This window comes from Rhizobium sp. KNZ2-6A (assembly GCF_056755475.1).
Genome location: NZ_JBNDIC010000015.1, coordinates 71,139 through 94,019, shown reverse-complemented (window position 1 = coordinate 94,019; position 22,881 = coordinate 71,139). Strand labels below are relative to the sequence as shown.

At 60.4% G+C, this 22,881-nt stretch carries 20 protein-coding genes; 12 read left to right on the top strand and 8 right to left on the bottom strand.

Going from position 1 to position 22,881, the window contains the following annotated elements; genetic code table 11:
* Positions 1–81 precede the first annotated feature (81 nt).
* Positions 82–1,032 (top strand): COG3904 family protein, encoded by a 951-nt coding sequence (locus ACPYOP_RS13085; RefSeq protein WP_481410814.1) that lies wholly within the window; start codon positions 82–84, stop codon positions 1,030–1,032.
* 15 nt (positions 1,033–1,047) lie between these two features.
* Here ACPYOP_RS13085 and ACPYOP_RS13080 read toward each other — a convergent pair whose 3' ends face one another.
* Positions 1,048–1,557 carry a TIGR00645 family protein gene (locus tag ACPYOP_RS13080; RefSeq protein ID WP_481410813.1) on the bottom strand — a complete coding sequence of 170 codons (510 nt, stop codon included), beginning with the start codon at positions 1,555–1,557 and terminating at the stop codon, positions 1,048–1,050.
* Positions 1,558–1,725: 168 nt separating this feature from the next.
* On the opposite strand from ACPYOP_RS13080, the gene ACPYOP_RS13075 reads away from it, so the two are divergent.
* Positions 1,726–3,405: a formate--tetrahydrofolate ligase gene (locus tag ACPYOP_RS13075; RefSeq protein ID WP_481410812.1), complete on the top strand. Its 1,680-nt coding sequence runs from the start codon at positions 1,726–1,728 to the stop codon at positions 3,403–3,405.
* Positions 3,406–3,582: 177 nt separating this feature from the next.
* Positions 3,583–4,428, top strand: coding sequence for a protein-L-isoaspartate O-methyltransferase family protein (locus ACPYOP_RS13070; RefSeq protein WP_481410811.1), 846 nt, complete (start codon positions 3,583–3,585; stop codon positions 4,426–4,428).
* Positions 4,429–4,478: 50 nt separating this feature from the next.
* On the opposite strand, the gene ACPYOP_RS13065 is transcribed toward ACPYOP_RS13070, so the two are convergent.
* Positions 4,479–5,321 (bottom strand): extensin-like domain-containing protein, encoded by an 843-nt coding sequence (locus ACPYOP_RS13065; protein WP_481410810.1) that lies wholly within the window; start codon positions 5,319–5,321, stop codon positions 4,479–4,481.
* A gap of 275 nt (positions 5,322–5,596) precedes the next feature.
* On the opposite strand from ACPYOP_RS13065, the gene ACPYOP_RS13060 reads away from it, so the two are divergent.
* Together ACPYOP_RS13060 and ACPYOP_RS13055 are read left to right on the top strand one after the other, a co-directional pair.
* Complete coding sequence (locus ACPYOP_RS13060; RefSeq protein WP_481410809.1) at positions 5,597–7,828, top strand: TonB-dependent hemoglobin/transferrin/lactoferrin family receptor; 2,232 nt, start codon at positions 5,597–5,599, stop codon at positions 7,826–7,828.
* Between the two features lie 419 nt (positions 7,829–8,247).
* Positions 8,248–9,771, top strand: a complete 1,524-nt coding sequence (locus ACPYOP_RS13055; protein WP_481410808.1) for an ABC-F family ATP-binding cassette domain-containing protein — start codon at positions 8,248–8,250, stop codon at positions 9,769–9,771.
* Positions 9,772–9,786: 15 nt separating this feature from the next.
* Here the strand turns inward: ACPYOP_RS13055 and ACPYOP_RS13050 are convergent, their stop codons facing one another.
* The gene (locus ACPYOP_RS13050) at positions 9,787–10,686 is read right to left on the bottom strand and encodes a LysR family transcriptional regulator (RefSeq protein WP_481410807.1); all 900 of its coding nucleotides are present in this window, start codon (positions 10,684–10,686) and stop codon (positions 9,787–9,789) included.
* Positions 10,687–10,808: 122 nt separating this feature from the next.
* Here ACPYOP_RS13050 and ACPYOP_RS13045 point away from each other — a divergent pair, with 122 nt between their 5' ends.
* The 3 genes from ACPYOP_RS13045 to ACPYOP_RS13035 all read left to right on the top strand — a co-directional run bounded on the left by ACPYOP_RS13045 (position 10,809) and on the right by ACPYOP_RS13035 (position 14,528).
* A complete protein-coding gene (locus ACPYOP_RS13045; RefSeq protein WP_481410806.1) occupies positions 10,809–11,174 on the top strand; it encodes an antibiotic biosynthesis monooxygenase in 366 nt (121 codons plus the stop codon).
* 267 nt (positions 11,175–11,441) lie between these two features.
* Positions 11,442–13,631, top strand: coding sequence for an anthranilate synthase (locus tag ACPYOP_RS13040; RefSeq protein WP_481410805.1), 2,190 nt, complete (start codon positions 11,442–11,444; stop codon positions 13,629–13,631).
* A 261-nt stretch (positions 13,632–13,892) separates the two neighbouring features.
* Positions 13,893–14,528, top strand: coding sequence for a VOC family protein (locus ACPYOP_RS13035; protein WP_481410804.1), 636 nt, complete (start codon positions 13,893–13,895; stop codon positions 14,526–14,528).
* Between the two features lie 39 nt (positions 14,529–14,567).
* Here ACPYOP_RS13035 and bluB read toward each other — a convergent pair whose 3' ends face one another.
* Entirely contained in the window at positions 14,568–15,308 is a 741-nt protein-coding gene (gene bluB / locus ACPYOP_RS13030; protein WP_481410803.1) for a 5,6-dimethylbenzimidazole synthase, read from the bottom strand.
* 404 nt (positions 15,309–15,712) lie between these two features.
* Here bluB and ACPYOP_RS13025 point away from each other — a divergent pair, with 404 nt between their 5' ends.
* Both ACPYOP_RS13025 and queF read left to right on the top strand, forming a co-directional pair.
* On the top strand, positions 15,713–16,627 hold the full coding sequence (locus tag ACPYOP_RS13025) for a cation diffusion facilitator family transporter (protein ID WP_481410802.1): 915 nt from the start codon (positions 15,713–15,715) through the stop codon (positions 16,625–16,627).
* Between the two features lies 1 nt (position 16,628).
* A complete protein-coding gene (gene queF, locus ACPYOP_RS13020; protein WP_168838559.1) occupies positions 16,629–17,093 on the top strand; it encodes a preQ(1) synthase in 465 nt (154 codons plus the stop codon).
* Between the two features lie 55 nt (positions 17,094–17,148).
* Here queF and ACPYOP_RS13015 read toward each other — a convergent pair whose 3' ends face one another.
* Positions 17,149–17,964: a DUF2076 domain-containing protein gene (locus ACPYOP_RS13015; RefSeq protein ID WP_481410800.1), complete on the bottom strand. Its 816-nt coding sequence runs from the start codon at positions 17,962–17,964 to the stop codon at positions 17,149–17,151.
* A 232-nt stretch (positions 17,965–18,196) separates the two neighbouring features.
* Here ACPYOP_RS13015 and ACPYOP_RS13010 point away from each other — a divergent pair, with 232 nt between their 5' ends.
* Entirely contained in the window at positions 18,197–18,784 is a 588-nt protein-coding gene (locus tag ACPYOP_RS13010; RefSeq protein ID WP_481410799.1) for an ATP-dependent Clp protease proteolytic subunit, read from the top strand.
* A 222-nt stretch (positions 18,785–19,006) separates the two neighbouring features.
* On the opposite strand, the gene ACPYOP_RS13005 is transcribed toward ACPYOP_RS13010, so the two are convergent.
* From ACPYOP_RS13005 to ACPYOP_RS12995, 3 genes are read right to left on the bottom strand one after another with little or no spacing between them, the layout of a single operon-like run.
* On the bottom strand, positions 19,007–19,390 hold the full coding sequence (locus ACPYOP_RS13005) for a VOC family protein (protein WP_481410798.1): 384 nt from the start codon (positions 19,388–19,390) through the stop codon (positions 19,007–19,009).
* On the bottom strand, positions 19,356–20,540 hold the full coding sequence (locus ACPYOP_RS13000) for an MFS transporter (protein WP_481410797.1): 1,185 nt from the start codon (positions 20,538–20,540) through the stop codon (positions 19,356–19,358). The genes ACPYOP_RS13005 and ACPYOP_RS13000 overlap by 35 nt, the downstream gene beginning before the upstream one ends.
* Before the next feature lie 22 nt (positions 20,541–20,562).
* The gene (locus tag ACPYOP_RS12995) at positions 20,563–21,348 is read right to left on the bottom strand and encodes a DeoR/GlpR family DNA-binding transcription regulator (RefSeq protein ID WP_481410796.1); all 786 of its coding nucleotides are present in this window, start codon (positions 21,346–21,348) and stop codon (positions 20,563–20,565) included.
* Positions 21,349–21,539: 191 nt separating this feature from the next.
* Between ACPYOP_RS12995 and ACPYOP_RS12990 the strand changes: the two genes are divergently transcribed.
* On the top strand, positions 21,540–22,724 hold the full coding sequence (locus ACPYOP_RS12990) for a benzoate/H(+) symporter BenE family transporter (RefSeq protein WP_481410795.1): 1,185 nt from the start codon (positions 21,540–21,542) through the stop codon (positions 22,722–22,724).
* Positions 22,725–22,881: the final 157 nt, after the last annotated feature.

Genomic DNA, 22,881 nt, shown 5'->3' with positions numbered 1-22,881 from the left:
CATTGCGCCGGCACGCCTTGCGAAGGCCCAAAGCGGTTGCTATCGGTCTTGCCAAAGTAATCGCTTCCAGGCGCATACCTCATGAACTTTCGTTTTTTCCCGCAGCTTGCTGTGCGGTGCTGCCGAACGGCGTTGTGGTTTGTCACGGCCGTTTCGCCTCTGCTTGTTGCGCCAGCCTTTGCCGAAGCGACAGGCGTCGCCGGCGGCACGCCGATGCGCTTCCTGCTTGTCCATGGTGAGATGGGTCAATGCCGCGCCGGCAACACGTGCCCGGACTGGATCTCCGCCGAGGGGCAGATCATGTCCGACACGCCGAGGAAGCTGCAGAAGTTCCTGAAGCAGCTTGGCAATCGGCAATTGCCGATCGTCGTCAGTTCGCCGGGCGGCGATGTCAAGGCGGCGATGGAGATGGCGCGCACCATCCGCAAACAGAAGCTTTCGATCGCCGTCGGCCGCACCCGCTCGCGGGCATGCCCCTATGCCGAACCCATCTGCCCAGCGGCCCTTGCCGAGGACGGCTCGATCAAGGGACAGGCCTTTTCCGCGGACGCGATCTGCTTTTCGGCATGCCCGCTGTTTTTCGCGGGCGGTGTTCAGCGTGTTTCCAGTCCTTTCGCATCGCTGGGCGTTCACCAGATCACCACGACCTACAGCGAAGTGCGCGTCCAATATCGCACCGAATATGAAATGGTGGATGGCAAGCGCAAGGTGCTTTCCAAGAAGGAGATCGGGCGAAAATTCGTCGGCAAATACGACACGACGAAGCTCGACAAAGCGCAGCGGACGCGGCTCGTCCGCTTCCTCGACAAGATGGGCGTCGACGAGGGACTTGTCGATGTGATGCTTGGAACCGAACCGAGCGGAATTCATCTGATGTCGCAGATGGAGGCGCTGAGGCTGAAACTGACGACGGAGCTTGCCGATGCGGATGCGCTGGTTTCCGCGCGCAACTGCAAGGACGGGCAATCGATCTCCGATTGTGCCGCACCGCCGCCGCCGATGACCAGCGCCTCGGCTATGGCCGGCAAATAGCCGCGTTTCTTGGCGTCAGGCGTCCTTGGCTTTGCTTTTCGCCATGATCCTTTCCAAGAGGCCCAGCAGTACCGCCGAGACGACAAAGGCGAGATGGATGATCGTGAACCACATCAGCTTGGCGTTGTCGTATTGAGTAGCGTTCAGGAAGATCTGCAGGAGATGGATCGAGGAAATGGCGACGATCGAGGAGGCGACCTTGATCTTGAGGCTGCCTGAATCGAGCTTGCCAAGGAAGGAAACCTCGTCTTCGGCTTCATCGAAGCGGCTGACGAAATTCTCATAGCCGGAAATCATCACCATGACGATCAGGCTCGCCACCAGGGCGGCGTCGATGAGGCCGAGGATGGCCAGGATCATGTCGGCTTCGTCATAGACCAGCACGTTGATCGCCACCTTGTAGAACTTATAGGCGAATGACACGGCGTAGACGGCGAGCGAGGCGGCAAGGCCGAGATAGAAGACCACCAGAAGCCAGCGACTGGAGAGAATGATGCGCTCGACCAGCAATTCCAGGGACTTCATATCTTTTCCTTCTTTCTCGATTCGCATTTGGAAGCCGAAAATAGGCATGTCCATGTCGCGGGACAAGGCGGCGTGTTTCGCAGAGGACAGTATGGCCGTTGCTATTCACACTTGATCCGTATTGGTTTATCCCGACAGGGAAATGACCGTGTATTTGGGGCGAATCTAATGACGGCGGTGGCATCGGATATCGAAATCGCTCGTGCGGCAAAGAAACTGCCGATCATCGAGATTGGCGCCAAGCTTGGCATTCCCGCGGAAGATCTCGCGCCCTACGGCTACGACAAGGCAAAAATCGGCGCCGCGTTCATCGCATCGCAAGCCGACAAGAAAGACGGCAAGCTGATCCTTGTCACGGCGATCAATCCAACGCCCGCGGGCGAGGGAAAGACCACCACCACGGTCGGCCTCGGCGACGGCCTGAACCGTATCGGCAGGAAGGCTGTCGTCTGCGTGCGCGAGGCATCGCTCGGCCCCTGCTTCGGCGTGAAGGGCGGGGCGGCAGGCGGCGGTTATGCGCAGGTCATTCCGATGGAGGACATCAACCTTCATTTTACCGGCGATTTTCACGCGATCACCTCAGCCCACAATCTGCTTGCGGCGCTGGTCGACAACCACATCTATTGGGGCAACGAGCAGAATATCGACCTCAGGCGCATCACCTGGCGCCGCGCGATGGATATGAACGACCGCGCATTGCGCGATATCGTGTCCTCGCTGGGTGGTGTCGCCAACGGCTTTCCGCGCGAAGGCGGCTTCGACATCACGGTTGCTTCGGAAGTCATGGCGATCCTCTGTCTTTCCTCGGATCTCAAGGATCTGGAAAAGCGGCTCGGCAATATCATCATCGGTTATCGCCGCGACCGCACGCCCGTCTATGCCCGCGATCTGAAGGCCGACGGCGCGATGGCGGTGCTTCTGAAGGATGCGATGCAGCCGAACCTTGTGCAGACGCTGGAGAACAATCCGGCGCTCGTGCATGGCGGCCCCTTCGCCAACATCGCCCATGGCTGCAATTCGGTGATCGCCACGCGCACGGCACTCAAGCTTGCCGATTATGTGGTGACGGAGGCGGGCTTCGGCGCCGATCTCGGCGCCGAGAAATTCTTCGACATCAAATGCCGGAAGGCCGGCCTTTCACCGGATGCGGCCGTTATCGTCGCGACGGTTCGGGCGCTGAAGATGAACGGCGGCATCAAGAAGGACGATCTCGGCAAGGAGAATGTCGGCGCCCTCGTCAAGGGCTGCGCCAATCTCGGACGGCACGTCGCCAATGTCCGCAAATTCGGCGTACCCGTCGTCGTGGCCATCAATCATTTCGTCTCCGATACCGAAGCCGAAATCGAGGCGTTGAAGGATTATGTCGCGCGGCTCGGCGCCGAGGCGATCCTCTGCCGGCATTGGGCCGAGGGTTCGGTGGGGATTGTCGATCTCGCGCACAAGGTGGTGGAACTCGCCGAATCCGGCCAGGCAAAATTCCAGCCGCTTTATCCCGACAATCTTTCCCTGTTGGAGAAGATCGAGATCGTCGCCTCGAAGATCTATCATGCCGGCGAAGTCACGGCCGACAAATCCGTGCGCGATCAACTCCGGTCCTGGGAGGACCAGGGCTACGGACACCTGCCGGTCTGCATGGCGAAGACGCAATATTCCTTCACGACCGATCCGAACATTCGCGGCGCGCCGGAAGGGCACATCGTGCCTGTTCGCGAAGTGCGGCTCTCAGCCGGTGCGGGTTTCGTCGTCGTCATTACCGGCGAGATCATGACCATGCCCGGCCTGCCGAAATCGCCGTCGGCCGAAAGGATTTTCCTCAATGATCACGGTTATATAGAGGGACTGTTTTAAGTTCAGAATCTGATTCAACCGAGGTCGTTTGAACTCAGGATCTCTGCCGGTCCGACACCACCTGCGGCAGATTGCGATGCGGTTCAATAGAGAAAAATCCTGTGTTCGCTTGACGCCACCGGCAACAGGATCGACAACGGACATCGACATCATCGCATAGAAGAGCGGAGGCAGATCGTGACCGCAGACAGCCGCGGCAGCTTGGACGATATACGCGCTTTCCATGCGAAAATGATGGCCGCCGCCAGCAACTCGGCGGATGAAAGGCTGGAGCAGTCCTTCCGCCAGGTGCCGCGCGAAGCCTTCATGGGGCCGGGGCCTTGGCAGATCGTGGTCAAGGGACGTTATCTCGAAACGCCGAGCGACGACCCGGCCTTTCTCTATCAGAATGTTTTGGTCTCCCTGGACAGAGCGAAGGGCATCAACAATGGCGAGCCGTTCCTCCATGCCGCCTTCTTGGGTGCCGTCGCGCCCAAGCCCGGCGAAACCGTCGTTCAGATCGGTACGGGAACCGGGTACTACACCGCCATCCTCTCGACGCTGGTGACACCGGGCGGGCATGTCCATGCCGTCGAGATCGATGACGCATTGGCCGGCCGCACGCGAGACAATCTCGCCTCCTATGAAGACGTTTCCGTCATCTGCGCCGATGCGACTTCGTTCGAGCTTCCGGATACGGATCTGATCTATGTCAGTGCAGGCGTGGTGGCGCCGCCGAAATCATGGCTGCAGGCGTTGCGGCCCGGAGGCCGGCTCATCGTGCCCTGGCAGGCAAACGAGAAGGTCGGGCTTGCCGTCCTGATTACGCGCGGGGATGTCGGGTTCAGCGCTCGCGCTTTGATGCCTGCTTATTTCATTCCATGCATCGGGGCATCGGATCCGGCGCAATCCATGAGAGTCCCAAATCGAAGCGAGGCTCGGTCCATCCAGTCTATCTGGCTGACCGAAGAGCGCGCGCCCGATGAGACGGCGGTTGCGATCTATCGGGAAGTCTGGTTCTCGAATGCCGGCATCGGAGCATGATCGGGCCGGGATCTTGACGATGGTCGAGCCATTGATTGATCGAGGTGCCTTTAGTGGCAGTAGCGAAAGCCGCCATTCCTTTCGATGACATCGAGATGGAAATGCGTTTCGTGCGCCTCATCGCTCTCTGGGTCTAGGACAGTGGTGAAATAGAGGCAGGCGGAGGCGCTGGCTGCGCGCTGGAACGCGCCCGTCAGCGTCGGATCTTCGCCCCGAGGCTCGATTGCGATGATCTTGCCGTTTTCGAAGGTGAAGCTTGCGACATCGATGGCATTGCCACGGGCATGTTCCGAAATCTTGCCGGTGAAAGCATTGTTGCGCAGGCGGCAGATATAGGTCGAAGCCTGATTGATGGTGACGATCTTGCCGTTGTCCAATGCGGCGGCTGATGGGATCACGCTCCCCTTCATCCATTGGGCGAGGGCGAGCGCCGCTTCGCAGCGCATCGTCCCTTGAGGCTTAAGCTCGATCCCCGGCAACGGCGAAGCAAGCGAGATCGGCTTGTCGATGCCACAGCCGTTGCCGTCGTCGATGCGGGGAACGTCCTTAAAGAGCGCTCCCATCGCGGTCAGCTCCTTCAGGCATGCCTGATGGTCCTCGTCCGGCTCGGGAGCGACGGTCAGAGGCGGGCGAGGGGGGCCTTGCATCTCGCCCGTCGTCTGCTCCTCTGGCTGGGGCGCCGGTTTTTCCTCTGGTTGAGCACTCGGCTTTTCCGCCGGAACGACAGGTTTGTCCGGAGATGTTGCCGGCTTTTCTGCCGGGATCGGCGGCTCGCCACTCGGCTGAGCTTGTTGCTGATCCGGCTTTTGTTCTGGTATCGGGCCGGTCTGGGGAAGAGAAGCTGCCATAAGCACGATGGCGGCAGAAGTTAGTGAAATGGTTCTAAACAACATCAAGTAAATCAGCCAATTCTAATGATGATGTCACTAGAACGCTTGAGGTCGCCATTTCGTTGCAATTCAGCAACGTTCATTCTCCGTCTTTAAACATGATAATTTTATTCATGATTATGGAGGCGAGATATATTGACAATAATACTCATGTTTTTTATGCGGCAGAAAGAAGGCGGAATATTTCCGTCTCATTAACAAAACTAACCTAGCCAGCCCCTTGCCTGCATTCGACGCAGCAACCAGCCAGCCCGGTGAAGCCTTCGAAAGGAATGGTTATGGTTGTCCGGCGCTCACGCTCGGCTCTTTTGGCATGCACCGCGTTTCTCGCTCTCGGGCTGGCAACGACATCCTTTGCACAAACAGCCGCTCAAAATGAAGATGCGGTGGGGGAAGCCGCCAAGGGCGATCGCGTTACCAACCTGGAACCAATCGTGGTGACAGGGAAGGGCAAGGCGAACAAGGATGTGCTCGCCGACTCCCCGACCGCCAGCGAGACGACGGCCAAAGACATCGACGACAACCAGATCACGCGTATCGAGGATCTCGGCCGCAGCACGGAAGTCGGCGTCGGCTTCAATCGCACGACCGGCGGCGTTAATATTCGCGGCCTCGGTGATGACCGCGTGCTGACGACGGTCGACGGCATCCAGATTCCTTTCCTTCTCGATGCGTCTCGCGATTCCGACGGTGGCATTAACAGCTTCGATTTCAACGCGCTTTCCAGTGTCGACGTCGTGCGTGGCGCCGATTCCAGCCGTGCCGGTTCAGGGGCTCTCGGCGGCGCCTTCGTGCTGCGCACGCTGGAGCCGGAAGATCTGATCACGCCAGGCTCGACCTGGGGCGGCGTCTTCAAGTTCGGTTATAATGGCGATGACCGCAGCGTCGGCGGCGCGGCTGCCGTCGCCAAGCGTATCGACAATACGGCCGTTCTCTTCCAGGGCGGCTACACGCATGGTCACGAGCTTGAGAACAATGGCGATGTTGGTGGTTATTCGACCAAGCGTACAGAAGCCAATCCGGCCGATTACAATCAGAGAAGCGGCCTGTTCAAGATCCGCCAATATACCGATGTCGGCACCTTCGGCATCACGGCCGAGCACTACAACAAGGACAAAGACACTGATTTGATGACCCTGCAGAGCCCGACCGGAAACTTCCGGCCCGGCAACTATAATGGCACAGACGATATCGAGCGCAATCGCGTGTCGCTCGATTACAAGTATGAAGCCGATAGCGCCGATGCGCTGCTTGATACTGCCAACGCCGTTTTCTACTGGCAGAATCTCGTGCGCGAGACCGGTACCGCAGGTTACCGCTACACGTCCGTTATCGGCGACTATTCCCGCCTCAATGAAATGGAAGACCGCAGTATCGGCTTTAGCGGCAATGCGTCGAAGTCTTTCGACACCGGCAGCCTGCATCACCAGGTCACTTTCGGTCTCGATGTCGCGTTCGACAAGGTTCATCAGTATTCGGCGGGGAAGGATAGCTGCAGCAACCCGCGTTGGCGCGCTACTTGTGCATTCCTGCATACCAACCAGTCCGATATGCCCGATATTGACGGCAAGCGCGTGGGCGCCTTCATCGACGATAAGATCGAGCTGGGTTCCAGCAACTTCTATCTGACGCCGGGCTTGCGGTTCGACTGGTATGATTATTCGCCGAAGAACACGGCTGCCTACCGTGATAGCGCCAACTACAGGGGCCTGCCCCCGGGGCAATCCGACAGCCGTTTCTCGCCGAAGCTGCGCGCGTCCTATCAGCCGCAGGATAATGTAGAACTCTATGCGCAGTGGGCGATGGCCTTCCGTGCGCCTAATGTCAGCGAACTCTATGTGAACTACGGCGTGCCCGGCGGCTACGTCAACATCGGCAATCCCAACCTGAAGCCCGAGACCAGCAACGGCATCGAGATCGGCACCAACCTTGGCGATGACGATTTCGGCGGCCATATCGGTGCCTTCTACAATAAGTATAAGAATTTCATCGACACGCTGAATTATCGCGATCCCACAGGCACCTATCCGCTCGGGATTACCGAATACTTCAACCGCGCCAACGTCCGCATGTTCGGTGTCGAGGTCAACGCGCACAAGAAGTTCGACAATGGCATCCATATCAAGGGCGCCGTCGCCTATGTGAACGGCAAGGACTCCGATACCGGTCAATGGATCAATTCCGTCGCCCCGGCCAAGGCTGCCTTCACCGTCGGCTATGCGACCGAAGTCTGGGGAACGGACCTGACCTTCGTCACCGCGGCTCGCGAGGCGAAGAAGACAGGCGACACGCTGGAGACCCCCGCTTATGGCATCTTCGATCTGACCGCCTGGTGGGAGCCGGAGCAGGTGAAGGGGCTCAGCATTAGCGGCGGCGTCTACAACATCTTCAACAAGACCTATTACGACGCCCTCAACGCGCCGTCCTACAGCGGCACGCTGACCCAGCCTGCTTCCTACTATTCCGAGCCCGGCCGGACCTTCAAGCTGACGCTGACGCAGCGGTTCTAAGCTGTTACATCGATGCAGCGAACTTGGGCGATGCTTCGGCATCGCCTCTTTTTTGCCCTCCTGCATGGCATCCGGCGATCCGTGCAATTGTAAATCGCAGCGTTCGATGTTATTCGAGTAACGCAGTCTTTAACCCGTCGAGAGAAGAGAGAGGAGGACCGCATGACCAAGATAGTCTGGCATATTCGCCAGTTCGGTCCGACTCGTGCCCTGCAGATGCGTTTGCAGGGCTGATCAGGGGCTGTTACTCACTCATCCCTTCTGGTCTGCCCTTTGGGCGACGTGAGCCTGTGCATCTGCGCGGCCGCGTCAGGACATGTTTTCGAGCATTGGCCGATATGGCCTTCGACATCGGCGCAGCGCGGCAAAAGGAGCCGCCGACGATGTCTCGGGATGCTCGATCGAGACCGGAAAAGACCATGACTCTGATCAACCTCCGCAATCTGGGCGTCACCATGAGTGCGCCGCTGTTTTCCAATCTCAACTTCACCGTGGATGCCGGCGATCGCGTCGGTGTCGTCGCCGCGAACGGGCGCGGAAAGACCACGCTGCTCAACTGCATCGCCGGCCGGCAGGAGCCGACCACGGGCGATATTACCCGCGCCCGCGGCCTCCGTGTCGGCTATGTCGAGCAGAATGTGCCGGCAGGTCTGCTGGATGTTTCCTTCTACCATGCCGTTCTGCGTGCTTTGCCGAAGGAGCAGATCGCGAGCGAGAGCTGGCGTGTCGATATCACCCTCGATTCGCTTGATGTACCGGCGGCGATGCGGGAGAGGACGCTGGCTCAGCTCAGCGGCGGCTGGCAGCGGCTTGCGATGCTTGCCCGTGTCTGGGTGACCGAGCCCGACATGCTGCTGCTCGACGAGCCGACCAACCATCTCGATCTCGCCAAGATCGCGCTGCTGGAAGACTGGCTGAACGCATTGCCGCGAGACGTGCCCGTCATCATCGCCAGCCACGACCGCGCTTTCCTCGATGCCGTCTGCGATCGGACTTTGTTCCTGCGTCAGGACCAGCCGCAGACCTACGTCTTGCCGTATAGCCGGGCGCGGGCGGCGCTGGATGAGGTCGATGCCTCGGATGAGCGCCGTTATCAAAAGGAGATGAAGACGGCGCAGCAACTGCGCAAGCAGGCGGCCAAGCTCTACAATCTCGGCGTCAACTCGGGTAGTGACCTGCTGACGGTCAAGACGAAGCAGTTGAAGGCGCGAGCCGAGAAGCTGGAGGACAATGCAAAGCCGGGCTATCGCGAACGCTCCTCCGGCTCGATCCGGCTTGCCAATCGCGGCATCCACGCCAAGGTGCTGCTGACGCTTGAGGATGCCTCGGTGACGACGCCTGACGGTACGTTGCTGTTCAAGACGGGCCAACAGTGGATTTGCCAGGGCGATCGGATCGTCCTGCTCGGCCAGAACGGCGCGGGCAAGACGCGGTTCGTCGAGATGATCCGCAGGGCGATTGCCGATCCGTCTGTCGGCGGTGCGATCAAGCGGACACCGTCTCTCGTACTCGGTTACAGCGATCAGGCGCTTTCCAATCTCGGTCAGAAGGATGCGCCGCTCGGGATGATCACGCGCCTGTTCGAGCTCGGCGAGCAGCGCGCCCGCACGCTGCTGGTCGGTGTCGGTATCGGCATCGATATGCAGGGGAAGGAGATCGGCCGCCTGTCCGGCGGGCAGAGGGCGCGGCTCGCCATGCTGGCGCTGCGGCTCACCAATCCCAACTTCTACCTCCTGGACGAGCCGACCAATCATCTGGATATCGATGGCCAGGAGGCACTGGAGGGCGAGCTGACGGCAAACGAGGCAAGCTGCCTTCTCGTTTCGCATGATCGCAGCTTCGTGCGATCGGTCGGCAATCGCTTCTGGCTGATTGACCGGAAACGGCTGGTCGAAGTCGATGGCCCAGAGGAGTTCTTCGAAGCCGCCAGAGCGCAGGAGTAGGCGAGGGTGGAATCCTCAGGCGGCCAACTGACCCGAAAACAGATTGGCCGCCATGAAATCCACGAAGACCCGTATCTTCGGAGACAGATAGCGGCTCGTGGGCCACAATATGCGGAAGATGCCTGTCTTCGCGATATGGTCTTCGAGCAATGGCAGAAGCCGGCCGTTGGCGATTTGTGCGCTGACGGCAAAGGGCGGCAGGCATGTTATGCCAAAGCCGTTCTCGGCGAGATGGATGAGCGGCTCGATGGTGCTGGCGATCGTCGTCGTCGGCAAGGCGAGCCGCAACTCCTCGCCATTGTGCACCAAAGGCCACGGCTCCAGCTTGCCCGTGCTGGGATAGCGGTGATGCAGGCATTTGTGCTGAAGCAGGTCTTCAGGCGCAAGCGGCGTGCCTTCCGCCTTCAAATAGTCGGGCGCGGCGACGATCTGGAAGCGGAATGTGCCGAGCTTGCGGCTCATCAGCCTCGTATCCCTGACGTCGCCCGTGCGTATGACCGCATCGAATCCCTCCTCGATCACATCGACCAGCCGGTCGGTAAAGTCCAGATCCAGCGTGATATCGGGATAGGTGCGCATGAAGGCCGATATCGCCGGCATCAACAGCATTCCGGCCAAGGGAAGGCTGACGCGAAGATGGCCGCGGGGTGCCGCATGCGATTTCGATAGCTCCGCCTGAGCCGTATCCAGTTCGGAGATAATGCGGCGGCAGGTGTTGAGAAAGAAGCTGCCTTCCTCGGTCAGGGTCATGCTGCGGGTTGAACGGTGAAAGAGGCGGACGCCCATCTCCTGTTCGAGGCGCGCGATCGCCTTGCCGACGGCGGAGCTGGAGAGGCCAAGCCGTCGCGCGCCTGCGACGAAGCTGCCGCCTTCCGCGGTCTGTACAAAGATGCCGAGCGTTCCAAGTCTGTCCATCGCCACTCCGATTACGGAATATAATTCCGATCTTATGAGAATACCGGATCATTTATCCGCTATCTCAACCCCGATATCCTGTGCCGGCGCGGCAATGACGCCGCTTTTCGAGAGGAACCGCAATGGATACAAACTCCGCACATTTCATCGCCCAGCCGCTGCCGACCACCTTCATCGTCAATGTCATCCACGTTCATCCCGACAAACAGGAGGAGGCCTTTCGGGTGATCCAGGATGTCGTTCACTATGTTGCCGAACGAAAGGAAGGATTCCTCTGGAGCAATCTTGCCAAGAGCACGGACGGTCTGACGGTGGTGAATATCGAAGCCATCCAAGGCGCCGGCAATGTCGACGAATTCTTTTCCGATCCGGTTTTTGTCGAGAAATTCCGTAGCCTCGATGACGTTTCAACAAGCGAATTCCACACCTACACCGTCGGCGATCTGGTTCTGCCGAAGCTCGGCCATTCCGAAAGTGGTCGCGTCTAGCGAGCCTTAACCGATCGCAGGCGGAGACTGCTTTCTCACACCGGAAAACTTTCCTTCCATCTTCCGCTTGCGCATCGCGGTATCTCACGCTAACAATTCCCGCCATGAACATGTCCTTGAACAACATTGCAGTTTGGTGGTGGGCACGCTGAGGCGGCCTCGACCAATCGTGTTCAAAGACGACGAGTGAGCCGCCCGAGATTTCGAGGCGGCTTTTTTGTTATATTGGCCGCCTGTCATCCGGGCCCGACAACGGAGTGAGGAACAATGGTAACGATCCTTCGGGATGATGGTGCGGAAATCTACGAGACGAAGGGCGGCATCACCGTCACCCGGCAGCGTCGGCCGACGCCCTATGCGGATGCGGTTTCGTCCTATATCGACAAGCTCGACGAGCGCCGTGGCGCCGTCTTCTCGTCGAACTACGAATATCCCGGCCGCTATACGCGTTGGGATACTGCCATCGTCGACCCGCCGCTCGGCCTGTCCTGCAATGGGCGCGATGTCTGGATCGAAGCCTATAACGAACGCGGCGAGGTCATTCTCGACTTTATTGCGGAGAAGCTGAAGACAGTTCCCGAACTGGTGCTTGGCGCTTTCACGGCCCGCCGGCTTGACCTCACCGTAAAGACGCCGGATCGCGTCTTTACCGAGGAAGAGCGCTCGAAGATGCCGACGGTCTTCACGGTGCTGCGCGCCGTGACCGATCTCTTCTACTCGCAGGCGGATGCCAGCATCGGCTTCTATGGCGCCTTCGGCTACGATCTGGCGTTCCAGTTCGACGCGATCGATCTGAAGCTCAAGCGTCCGGACGATCAGCGCGACATGGTGCTTTACCTGCCGGACGAAATTCTGGTGGTGGATAATTATTCCGCCAAGGCCTGGATCGACCGTTACGATTTCGCCAAGGGCGAGGTATCGACGGAAGGCAAGTCGGGCGAGATCGCGCCCGAGCCGTTCCGCCACACGGATGCTATTCCGCCGAAGAGCGATCATCGCCCTGGCGAATATGCCGAACTGGTGGTCAAGGCGAAGGAGAGCTTCCGCAAGGGCGACCTTTTCGAAGTCGTGCCCGGCCAGAAATTCATGGAGCGCTGCGAGAGCAAGCCGTCCGATATTTCCAAGCGGCTGAAGGCGATCAATCCGTCGCCCTATTCCTTCTTCATCAATCTCGGCAATCAGGAATATCTCGTCGGTGCTTCGCCTGAAATGTTCGTGCGCGTGTCCGGCCGCCGCATCGAGACCTGCCCGATCTCCGGCACGATCAAGCGCGGCGACGATCCCATCGCCGACAGCGAACAGATCCTGAAGCTACTCAACTCCAAGAAGGACGAGTCCGAGCTGACCATGTGCTCCGACGTCGACCGCAACGACAAGAGCCGCGTCTGCGAACCGGGTTCGGTCAAGGTCATCGGCCGCCGCCAGATCGAGATGTATTCGCGCCTCATTCACACGGTCGACCATATCGAGGGGCGCCTGCGCGACGATATGGACGCCTTTGACGGTTTCCTGAGCCATGCCTGGGCCGTCACCGTCACCGGCGCACCGAAGCTTTGGGCCATGCGCTTTATCGAGAGCCACGAGAAGAGCCCCCGCGCCTGGTATGGCGGCGCGATCGGCATGGTCGGCTTCAATGGCGACATGAACACCGGCCTGACACTGCGCACCGTTCGCATCAAGGACGGCATTGCCGAGGTGCGCGCCGGCGCAACCCTGCTCAACGACTCGATCCCCGAGGAAGAAGAAGCCGAAACCGAACTGAAGGCCTCCGCCATGCTTTCCGCCATCCGTGATGCCAAGACCGGCAATTCCGGCAAACAGCAACGTGACGTCGCCTCCGTCGGCAAGGGCGTGAAGATCCTGCTCGTCGACCACGAGGACAGCTTCGTCCACACACTTGCCAATTATTTCCGCCAGACGGGCGCAACGGTTTCGACTGTGCGTACGCCGGTGCCGGAAGAGGTTTTCGACCGCCTCGATCCGGATCTCGTCGTGCTGTCGCCGGGCCCCGGCAACCCGAAGGATTTCGATTGCAAGGCGACGATCAAGAAGGCGAGGGCGCGCAACCTGCCGATCTTCGGCGTCTGCCTGGGTCTGCAGGCGCTTGCCGAAGCCTATGGCGGCGAATTGCGCCATCTGGCGATCCCGATGCATGGCAAGCCCTCGCGTATCCGCGTGCTGGAGCCGGGCCTGGTCTTCTCCGGTCTCGGCCGCGAGGTGACGGTCGGCCGCTATCATTCGATCTTTGCCGATCCATCCAGCCTGCCGCGTGACTTCATGATCACGGCCGAAAGCGAAGATGGCACGATCATGGGCATCGAGCATGTGAAGGAGCCGATCGCGGCCGTGCAGTTCCACCCGGAATCGATCATGACGCTCGGCGGCGATGCCGGCATGCGCATGATCGAGAATGTGGTGGCGCATCTGGCGCGGCGGGTGAAGACGAAGGCGGCTTGATGCTCTAACTACAAGATTTGGAAACGCCCCCATCCGCCTGCAAAGGTACATGGGGCGTTTCCGTTTCGAGAAGGCGAGTAAGCTGCCGCGCCCTCATGATTGATGCACTGTTGCCGGTCCTGTTCCTGCAGGCATGCCATGAGTCGGTTTGACTCGCCACCGGTTGTAAATTAATCTTTCTCCCGTTCCTGTGGGGCACATCGGCATTGGGGCCGAAAGGGCTAAGCCCGCCCGCTGATATCACTCAGCAGGAGTCTGCCCATGCCAACCCTCGATACCTATCGTAAACAAGCCAAGCTCTTGATGCGCTGGCACCGTGAACGCGACTACTCCATTGGCGGGAGAGTGCGAACGCTCGACCGTTTCAAGGCGTTGACGGATCGCGAGATCCTGGCGATGAAGTTGCCTTTGACGCTGGCGCAGGAGATCGTCGCGGTCGAAGCGGGCCACGGGAGTTGGGCCGAGTTGAAGGCCGTGGCAGTGGATGCGCCGAAGACGCCTGCCGCACCGGCGGAACCGCCGGTTTTCAAGAGTGTGGTGCCGATCCTTTTCGTGCGGGACGTAGTCGCCGGCGCGGCATTCTTCAGGGAGAAGCTCGGTTTCGTGGAGGAGTTCTTGCATGGGGCGCCGCCATTCTATGGCGCGGTGTCGCGTGACGGCATCTGGATCCACTTGCGGCTTGTCTATGAGCCTTATTTCGCCGCCGCTGCGGCGAAGGAGGGAGCGCTCATCCTCGCTTCGATCGAGGTTTCGAACGTCCAGGGACTGTTCGAGGAGTTCAAGGAGAGGGGCGTCGAGTTCGCGCAGCCGCTCACCAAGCAGGCATGGGGCGGTACCGATTTCCATGTGCGCGATCCGGATGGCAACGTGATTTCGTTCGTCGCGTTCAGATCCTGAGGCTTGGATCTGACAAGGGCTGCCGGAAAGCGGCAGCTCTTACATGTCCTCACAATCCTGCCAGCCTTCCTCGAAGACGAGCTTGTCGAGCGGCAGGCGCTCGCGCCATCCCTTCACGGCGAGCTCCGGCATATCGTAGAGCTCGTCGACATAGCCGACGCAGAGCCATGCGACGATCTTCACATGCTCGGGAATGCCGAGGATCGCCTTGATCGCCTCCTCGTGGAAGATGCTGACCCAGCCGACGCCGATGCCCTCGGCTCGCGCGGCAAGCCAGAGATTTTGCACGGCGCAGACGGTCGAATAGACATCGGTGTCCGGGTTATGCGTGCGGCCGAGCACGACCGGGCCGCCGCGTTTGGTGTCGCAGGTGATGCAGATGCTGAGCGGCGCCTTGCGGATGCCCTCCAGCTTCAGCCGTTGATACTGCGCGCGACGATCGCCCTCGAACATCGCGCAGGCTTCCTCATTGGCCTGATGAAACGCCTGCCATACGCGCTCGCGCGTCTCCCGCTGACGGATCAGGATGAAGTTCCATGGCTGCATGAATCCGACCGATGGCGCGCTATGGGCGGCTTCGAGCAAGCGCCTGACGAGATCGTCGGGCAGGGGATCCGAGCGGAACTGGTCGCGCACGTCGCGGCGGGTTTCGATGGCACGATAGACGGCGCTGCGCTCTTCTTCGGAGAATGCGCCGGCGGCGACCAGATGCTCCGAAGCGCCGGCAGGGATGTCAGCAGTGAGGCGTGCCGCATCGGCGTCGTTTTTAAAGGGGGGCATATTCAACCATGGTTTCATAAAGAGCGGCGGTTCATCGGCCGGTACCGGAGCCTTGCACATCAGGCTGAGGCCCAGCTTAGTGCGCAATCACGGACGAAATTACCAGCACGATTTTCCACAGGCGAGCGCGTAACCGGCTTCCTATTGTCGCGGAACGGCGGCTTGCGCCAAGTCTTGCTCATGCTCCGGCCTACATTCCAAGACAGAGCTTCATCCAAGCCATATATTGAGGACGAATTGTCGTGCAGAAAAAGAGCGCGTCCTTTGACAAACTCGGCATTGTGTCCCATATGGACCGTCAATAAGCCGCCTGCGCGAAATTCGCGCGGGCGGTTTTGCATTTCAACGGCGCCTTTCTTGCAATTCATTCGCATGAGCAGGCGTGGAAGACATCGGAGACGGGCATGAACAGTCAGGGAAACGATACGATCAGGCGGCTCGCGCTCTGGGGTATTCCGCTGTCGCTCGGCGTCATGGGACTGAAGATGCTGGCCTGGTGGCTGACGGGCTCGGTGGCACTGCTGTCCGACGGGCTTGAATCGCTCGTCAATGTCGTCGCCGCCTTCATTGCCTTCTTCGTCATCCGTTACGCGCAGAAGCCGGCCGATCACGACCATCCCTTCGGGCATCACAAGGCGGAATATCTCTCCGCCGTCACCGAAGGCGTGATGATCGTCGTTGCGGCTTTAATGATCGTGCAGGAGGCGGTCGGGCATTTGGGCAATCCGCAGCCGATGCAGGCGCCGGTGCTCGGTCTCGCCATCAACTTCGTCGCCGGGGTCATCAACGGCATCTGGGCCCTGACGCTGATCCGCGCGGGCAAGGCGCACCGCTCGCCGGCACTGACGGCGGACGGGCAACACATCATGTCCGACGTCTATACCTCGATCGGCGTGCTCATCGGCCTGCTGCTGGCGCTCGGCACCGGCCAGCCGATCTTCGACCCCGTGCTTGCCATTCTCGTTGCCATCAACATTCTCTACCAGGGCTGGAGGGTCATCTCCAGCTCCATCGACGGGTTGATGGACAAGGCCGTGCTGCCGGAGGAGGAAGAGACCATCAAGGATGCGATCGCTAGGAATGCCGAGGGGTCGCTTGGCGTTCACGACCTGAAGACGCGCAGGGCGGGGGCTGTGACATTCGTCGATTTTCACATGGTCGTGCCGGCCGCCATGCCGGTGCGCGATGCGCATCGCATCTGCGACCGCCTTGAAGATGCCATACGGGCGATCCATGCGGGGGCTGAAATAACCATTCACGTGGAGCCGGAGGGCGAAAAGGCCCATGGCATCCGCGTCAAAGTGATCAAGGAGACCTGAGATGCCTCAAACCGATGTTTCCGGCTTGTCGATGCTCGGCAGCCAGACAGAAACAGCTGCAAATCCCGAAGCAGCCGTTCTCGAAAAAGTGCCGTCCGGCCATGCCGGCACGGATTACGTCGTGCGCTTCACCGCGCCCGAATTCACCTCGCTCTGCCCGATGACCGGACAGCCCGATTTTGCCCATATCGTCATCGACTACATTCCGAACGAGTGGCTGGTGGAATCGAAGTCGCTGAAACTCTTCCTGCATTCTTTCCGCAATCACGGCGCATTCCATGAGGATTGCTCGATCTATATCGCCAAGCGGCTGGTGGACCTGCTGCAGCCGAAGTGGCTGCGCATCGGCGCCTATTGGTATCCGCGCGGCGGCATTCCGATCGATGTCTTCTGGCAGACCGGTAAGCCCCCGGAGGGCGTCTGGTTGCCGGATCAGGGCGTCCAACCCTATCGTGGTCGCGGGTGAAATTGAAAAAGCCGCCATCCAGGGATGGCGGCTTTTTTGTTAGGCTGGTACCGGCTCAGGCAAACGAGCTGTCGTCGTCGCTGTTATCGAACGAATCGTCATTGGCGTCGTCCTGGGCGTCCTGGGCAGCGTCCTGGGCGTAATCGGCCGCGCTCTGATCATTCTGATCGCTATTGTCGTCATTGCCGAAATAGTTGTTGTTGATGATCGTTTCCTGCACCGGCTGTTCGGCTGCATTGGCTGCCGTGCCGCCGAAGAGCCCGCTGCCGGCACTGCCGCCGAAGAGACCGCCGCCTGTGCCGCCGAGATGCGGGCTGAAGAGGCTGGACAGCGATTCCGCCAGCATCACGCCGCCGGCCACACCGGCTGCGGTGCCAAGCGCGCCGCGCAGGAAGCTGCCTCCGGCCGAAGGCGCCGTTGCCTGCTGGCTCCACGGGCCTGACGGTTGTGGTTGCGGCTGGCCGGCCCAGGGACCAGGCTGAGGCGCATTGCGGGCATAGTCATCATAAAGGCGACCTTGCTGCTGCGGACTGCCGCCCTGCGGTGCCGCGGCGCGTTGCTGTTGCTGGCCGCCACCGAAAAGCGAGCCGAGTCCGCCGAGGAAGCCGCCGCTCTGGCCTTGCGGATGATTGTCGGCGCCCTGCTGCTCGAGCTCGTGCACGCGCGCTTCGAGCTGCTGGATGCGATCGGCAGCTGCTTTCATGCCCTGTTCCTGCATGATGACGGCCTGTGCCAGGAAATAGGGTGCATAGGGCTGGTCGCGGACTGACTGGTTGATAAAAGCCTCCGCATCGGCATCGCGCTGGGTATTGGATGCGGTGCGCACGCGATCGAAGAGAGCGGTGAGCAATTGACGTTCTTCAGGCGACATGATGGCCTCCTTGGCTATCTGTTGCTGTAAATTCGGAGCGCGATCCTCGACCGCGCTGATCTGACGTAAGATCCAATCTCGGCTTTTCAAAGCCATTCAAGTTACATTTCGGTAATCCGCAACCATAACGCCAGGTTCCGTTGTGCTATTCCCGCCTTGTCTTTTTCCGGCATTGTTTTACGCATTGAGTCGCACTATGTGCGGTGAACGACTGATCATGCTGGAGAGTTGAATGAACGACGAAGACGAACAGGAAGACAAGAAGACCGAGCTGCCTTTGGGCAAGGACGCGGAGGCGAATCTTTTCAAGTCGCGTTCGATCTTCATCTATGGCGGCATCACGCAGGAACTGGCGCAGAAGGTCTGCTCGCAGCTCGTTGCCCTTGCCGCCGCCAGCGACGAAGACATCCGCATCTATGTGAACTCGCCCGGCGGTCACGTCGAGTCAGGCGATTCCATTCATGACATGATTAAGTTCATCAAGCCGAAGGTGTGGATGATCGGCACGGGCTGGGTCGCTTCCGCCGGTGCGCTGATCTATGTCTCCGCTCCGAAGGAGCGCCGCATTTGCCTGCCGAACACGCGCTTCCTGCTGCACCAACCGTCCGGCGGCACGCGCGGCATGGCCTCCGACATCGAAATCCAGGCACGCGAAATCATCAAAATGAACGAGCGCCTGAACAAGATCTTTTCGGAAGCCACCGGCCAGCCGATCGAAAAGATCGCCAAGGACACGGACCGCGACTACTGGCTCTCCGCGGAGGAAGCCAAGGCCTATGGCCTGGTCTCGCGCATCGTGGCCTCGCAGGCCGACATCTGATCTAACGGGTTTGCCTGAATTGAATTGAGCGCCCTCGCTTGCCGAAAGGTAGGCGAGGGTTTTGTTTTGAGATGACGGGATTCCGTTCACTTGACGAAAGAGAAAGAGCTGGCGGCGAGAGAGCCGCCGCCAGCCTTCGCCACCAGGAGATTGCAACGTTTCCGGGGGCAGCGAATTGGAAGGCTTTAAACTGAGCACCTTGCGGAGTTTGCCGAGCGCCACCTACGAAGTGATCTCGACTAGCGTTCCGTCCGGCATCGTGATGACGGCTTCGTAGAAGCCGTCGCCTGTCATGCGGGGTGCGGATTTCAGGCAGCCATCCGCCCGGCATCGCTCGGCCAAAGCATCGACGGCAGCTTTGCTGCCGAGCGATATGGCAATGTGGTCCCAACCCATGCGCTCATCCTGCCTGTCGGCAGCAAGCCAGGGACCCGTCATCAGCTCGACCTGATCGCCACCTTCGGCCAGATGGACGAAACGGGAGATGAAGCCCGGGCGGCGTAGGCTTTGGTATGGTTCGCCGACGGCCGCACCGAAATAGGTCTTCCAGAAATCGGCCGCCGCATCGAGGTCACGCGTCCATAGAGCGGTATGAGCGATGCGCATCTGCCTCTCCCTGATCTTGATGGCGGGTCACGATGCCGGCGCAGAGAGGTGCGACGCAGAGGAGTGCGGCGAGCATCCAGAAGGCGCCGGGCAGGCCAAGGTGATCCGCCGCGAAACCGACACCGGCGGGCCCGACGAGCACGCCGGCATATCCCGTCATGGTGATCGCCGCGACGGCAAGGCCCGGGGGCATGATCTCTTGCGCGCCGCCCTTGCGGAAGAGCACCGGCACGATGTTGGCGGCGCCGAGGCCGATCAGCAGGAAACCGCTTATGGCGAGGATCGCGATCGGGCTAAGGAGGAGGATGACAAAGCCCGCCACCGCGACGATGCCGCCCCATAGCATGATCGCCCTGTCTCCGATCCTCGCGGTGATGGCATCGCCACTCAGGCGGCCCACCGTCATCGCAATCGCAAACAGCATGTAGCCAAGGCCGCCATGGCTCGTATCGACCTGGCCCTGTGTGGTGAGAAGCAGAGCGCTCCAATCGAGGATCGCGCCTTCGACGAGGAAGGTAATCGCTGCCAGCGCGGCGAGCAGCAGCACGAAGCCGCGGGGCATGACGAAGAGAGGTCCGTCCTCCGCCGGGACGGTCCGCAGCAGCCGTGGCCATGCGACGATCATGGCGACGACCATCACGGCGGAGCCTAGAAGCGTGGCGGCGAGGGGGCCGGCCTTGATCGACAGCAACAGCGTGACAAGCAGGGAGCCGATGAAGCCGCCGATGCTGAAGAGCGCGTGGAAGCCGGACATCAGCGGCCGGTCCGCGCCTTTCTCGACCTCGACGGCGTGGATGTTCATGGCAACGTCGAGCGATCCTAAGCAGGCGCCGAAGGCCGCGAGCGCAATGCCGAGGGTAAACGGTGTGCCGGCCACGGCCAGTGTCGGCAAAGTGAGCGCGAGGCCGAGGCCGCTGGCGATGATGATCGGCTTGCTGCCATATCGCGCGCTCAGCATGCCGGTCGCCAGCATCGCCGCCACCGAACCCAGGCCGAGGCAAAGCAGCAGCATGCCCAGCACGCCGTCGTCGACCCCGAGGCGATCCTTGGCGAATGGGACGAGGGGAGCCCAGCAGGCGAGGGCAAAACCCCCAACCAGAAAGGCAAGTCGTGTTGCCAGCCGGGTTTCCGGCCGATCGGTGGATTGCATGGTCATTCCTTGTCTTTCGAGATCAGGAGGAGGAGGTGACGTTGCTCGCCTTCACGAGGGAGAAGCCGGCCTCGATGGCCATTTTTTCGTCGTCGGCAGGCAGATCATCCTCGACAACAAGCCAATCGATATCGCCCGCGCTGCCGACGCGATGCGGCGCGCGTTCGTGAAACTTCTCCGAGGTAATCAATGCGATGCGTGCCACGCTTCTTTTGAGCAGCGTCCGTTTGAAGATCGCGTCTGCATGTTCGTACACGCTGATGCCGTTTCTCGACGAAACGGCACAGACACCCAGGAAGCAGCGATCGATGTTCATGGCTTCGATCGCCGCGACCGCGGAGGCATCGACGCTGCCGCCGACGACGGGATCGACCGCGCCGCCGATCAGGACGAGCGGTATATCGCCGCGTTTCATGACTGCACTGGCTATGTCGATAGAATTCGTCGCGATCGTCGCTTCCAGGTTCCTTGGCAGCAGATCCACCATTGCGAGATTAGTGCTGCCGCTGTCGAAAAACAGGAATTCGCCCGGTTCGATCATCGCGACGGCTGCCCTTGCCAAGGCTCTCTTGCGACCAGTTTCCTGTCCGACGCGTACCGCCATGGGCTGCGACGGTGTCAGGAGAGGGAGCGCGCCGCCATAGACGCGGCGGCATTTGCCCTCTGCGGCCAGCGCCCGCAGATCGCGGCGCACGGCATCTTCGGACACGTTGAATTCGGCAGCCAGAGATGCGGCAACGATCTGCCGGCCCTCTGCAAGCCGCGCTTCGATGACGTCCCGGCGGGACAAGGGGAGTGAATTGCTCATAATTATGCATTAATGTGCATAAACGAGAGAGTCAATTTGCATGTTTGTACACGATTTGAATCATGCTTGATACAGACGGCGACCGATTCGACCTTGCCGCCGTTACTTCGTCCGGAACTGCACTTGCACGCCCGATGCTTGTGATGCTCCATGCGGTTTCAATCGATCATCGCCCCTGAGTCTCCGCCGCCATGCTCAAAGATTTTTCCATCCAAAGCCTGTTCATGGGATGCCTTACGGCTTTCGTCGGCTTTGCCAGTTCCTTCGCCGTCGTCTTTCATGGCCTGCAGATGGTCGGGGCCTCGGATGCGCAGGCGGCGTCCGGTCTGACGGCGCTTTCGATTGCGATGGGCCTCTGTGCGATCGTGCTCAGCATGGTGACCAGGCTTCCGATCAGCATTGCCTGGTCGACGCCGGGAGCTGCGCTGCTCGCAAGTGCCGGAGCGATCGAGGGCGGCTTTCCGGCGGCTGTCGGGGCGTTCTTCATCTGCGGCCTGTTGATCGTCATCGCCGGGCTGTTCCGGCCTTTCGGTCGCGCGGTGGCCTCGATCCCGGCGCCGCTCGCCAATGCCATGCTGGCGGGTGTCCTGCTCGGTCTCTGTTTTGCGCCCGTAAAGGCGATTGCCTTCAATCCCGCCTTCGGTCTGCCGATCATCCTTGCCTGGATCGTCGTCGGTGCGTTCAAGCGGCTCTGGGCCGTGCCGGCCGCGCTTGCGGCTTTTGTGCTGGTGCTGGCCTTTGGGGTTAAAATACCAGACGGCGCGTTCGCCTCGCTCGAACATTCGCTACTGCCGACGGTCGAATTCGTGAAGCCGGTCTTCACGCTTGCCGGCATCGTTTCCATTGCGCTGCCGCTGTTCATCGTGACGATGGCATCGCAGAACATTCCCGGCATCGCGGTGCTGAAGGTGCATGACTACGATCCCAAGCCCGGTCCGCTGTTTGCCGTGACCGGTGTGTTTTCGCTCCTTGCAGTTCCTTTCGGCGGCCATGCCGTCAATCTCGCGGCCATCACCGCCGCCATGTGCGCCGGGCAGGATGCGCATGCCGATCCCAAGCGGCGCTATTGGGCGGCGATCGTAGCCGGACTTGGCTATATCGTCTTCGGATTGCTGGCGAGCGCGGTTACGGCTTTCGTGGCGCTGGCGCCGCCGATCCTCATCGAGGCGGTGGCTGGCCTAGCGCTTGTCGGCGCGCTCTCCAACTCGGCCCTGAACGCCTTCCAGCAACCGGAATCGCGCGAGGCGGCCGCGATTACATTTCTCGTGACGGCATCGGGCGTTTCCTTCGGTGGCATCTCCGGTGCCTTCTGGGGGTTGATCGCCGGCGGATCGATGCTCGCACTGTCGCGCGGCGTGCAAATGCTGAAGAAGTGAGCAAGGGGTTGCTTCTTTTCGAGCCGGCGGCTATAAGCGCGGCCATGAAGCTGAATGGCGCAAAGATTTCTGAGCAGATTGCACGTGGGCGCGTTGCCCTGCGTGACAATACGCGCGCCCTTACCTCGCTTCTCCTCCTCGGCCTTACGCGCGGTTG

Coding starts and splice junctions, on each gene's coding strand:
- ACPYOP_RS13085 (WP_481410814.1), top strand. CDS start 82: ATGAACTTTCGTTTTTTCCCGCAGCTTGCTGTGCGGTGCTGCCGAACG.
- ACPYOP_RS13080 (WP_481410813.1), bottom strand. CDS start 1,557: ATGAAGTCCCTGGAATTGCTGGTCGAGCGCATCATTCTCTCCAGTCGC.
- ACPYOP_RS13075 (WP_481410812.1), top strand. CDS start 1,726: ATGACGGCGGTGGCATCGGATATCGAAATCGCTCGTGCGGCAAAGAAA.
- ACPYOP_RS13065 (WP_481410810.1), bottom strand. CDS start 5,321: ATGTTGTTTAGAACCATTTCACTAACTTCTGCCGCCATCGTGCTTATG.
- ACPYOP_RS13060 (WP_481410809.1), top strand. CDS start 5,597: ATGGTTGTCCGGCGCTCACGCTCGGCTCTTTTGGCATGCACCGCGTTT.
- ACPYOP_RS13055 (WP_481410808.1), top strand. CDS start 8,248: ATGACTCTGATCAACCTCCGCAATCTGGGCGTCACCATGAGTGCGCCG.
- ACPYOP_RS13050 (WP_481410807.1), bottom strand. CDS start 10,686: ATGGACAGACTTGGAACGCTCGGCATCTTTGTACAGACCGCGGAAGGC.
- ACPYOP_RS13045 (WP_481410806.1), top strand. CDS start 10,809: ATGGATACAAACTCCGCACATTTCATCGCCCAGCCGCTGCCGACCACC.
- ACPYOP_RS13040 (WP_481410805.1), top strand. CDS start 11,442: ATGGTAACGATCCTTCGGGATGATGGTGCGGAAATCTACGAGACGAAG.
- ACPYOP_RS13035 (WP_481410804.1), top strand. CDS start 13,893: ATGCCAACCCTCGATACCTATCGTAAACAAGCCAAGCTCTTGATGCGC.
- bluB (WP_481410803.1), bottom strand. CDS start 15,308: ATGCCCCCCTTTAAAAACGACGCCGATGCGGCACGCCTCACTGCTGAC.
- ACPYOP_RS13025 (WP_481410802.1), top strand. CDS start 15,713: ATGAACAGTCAGGGAAACGATACGATCAGGCGGCTCGCGCTCTGGGGT.
- queF (WP_168838559.1), top strand. CDS start 16,629: ATGCCTCAAACCGATGTTTCCGGCTTGTCGATGCTCGGCAGCCAGACA.
- ACPYOP_RS13015 (WP_481410800.1), bottom strand. CDS start 17,964: ATGTCGCCTGAAGAACGTCAATTGCTCACCGCTCTCTTCGATCGCGTG.
- ACPYOP_RS13010 (WP_481410799.1), top strand. CDS start 18,197: ATGAACGACGAAGACGAACAGGAAGACAAGAAGACCGAGCTGCCTTTG.
- ACPYOP_RS13005 (WP_481410798.1), bottom strand. CDS start 19,390: ATGCGCATCGCTCATACCGCTCTATGGACGCGTGACCTCGATGCGGCG.
- ACPYOP_RS13000 (WP_481410797.1), bottom strand. CDS start 20,540: ATGCAATCCACCGATCGGCCGGAAACCCGGCTGGCAACACGACTTGCC.
- ACPYOP_RS12995 (WP_481410796.1), bottom strand. CDS start 21,348: ATGAGCAATTCACTCCCCTTGTCCCGCCGGGACGTCATCGAAGCGCGG.
- ACPYOP_RS12990 (WP_481410795.1), top strand. CDS start 21,540: ATGCTCAAAGATTTTTCCATCCAAAGCCTGTTCATGGGATGCCTTACG.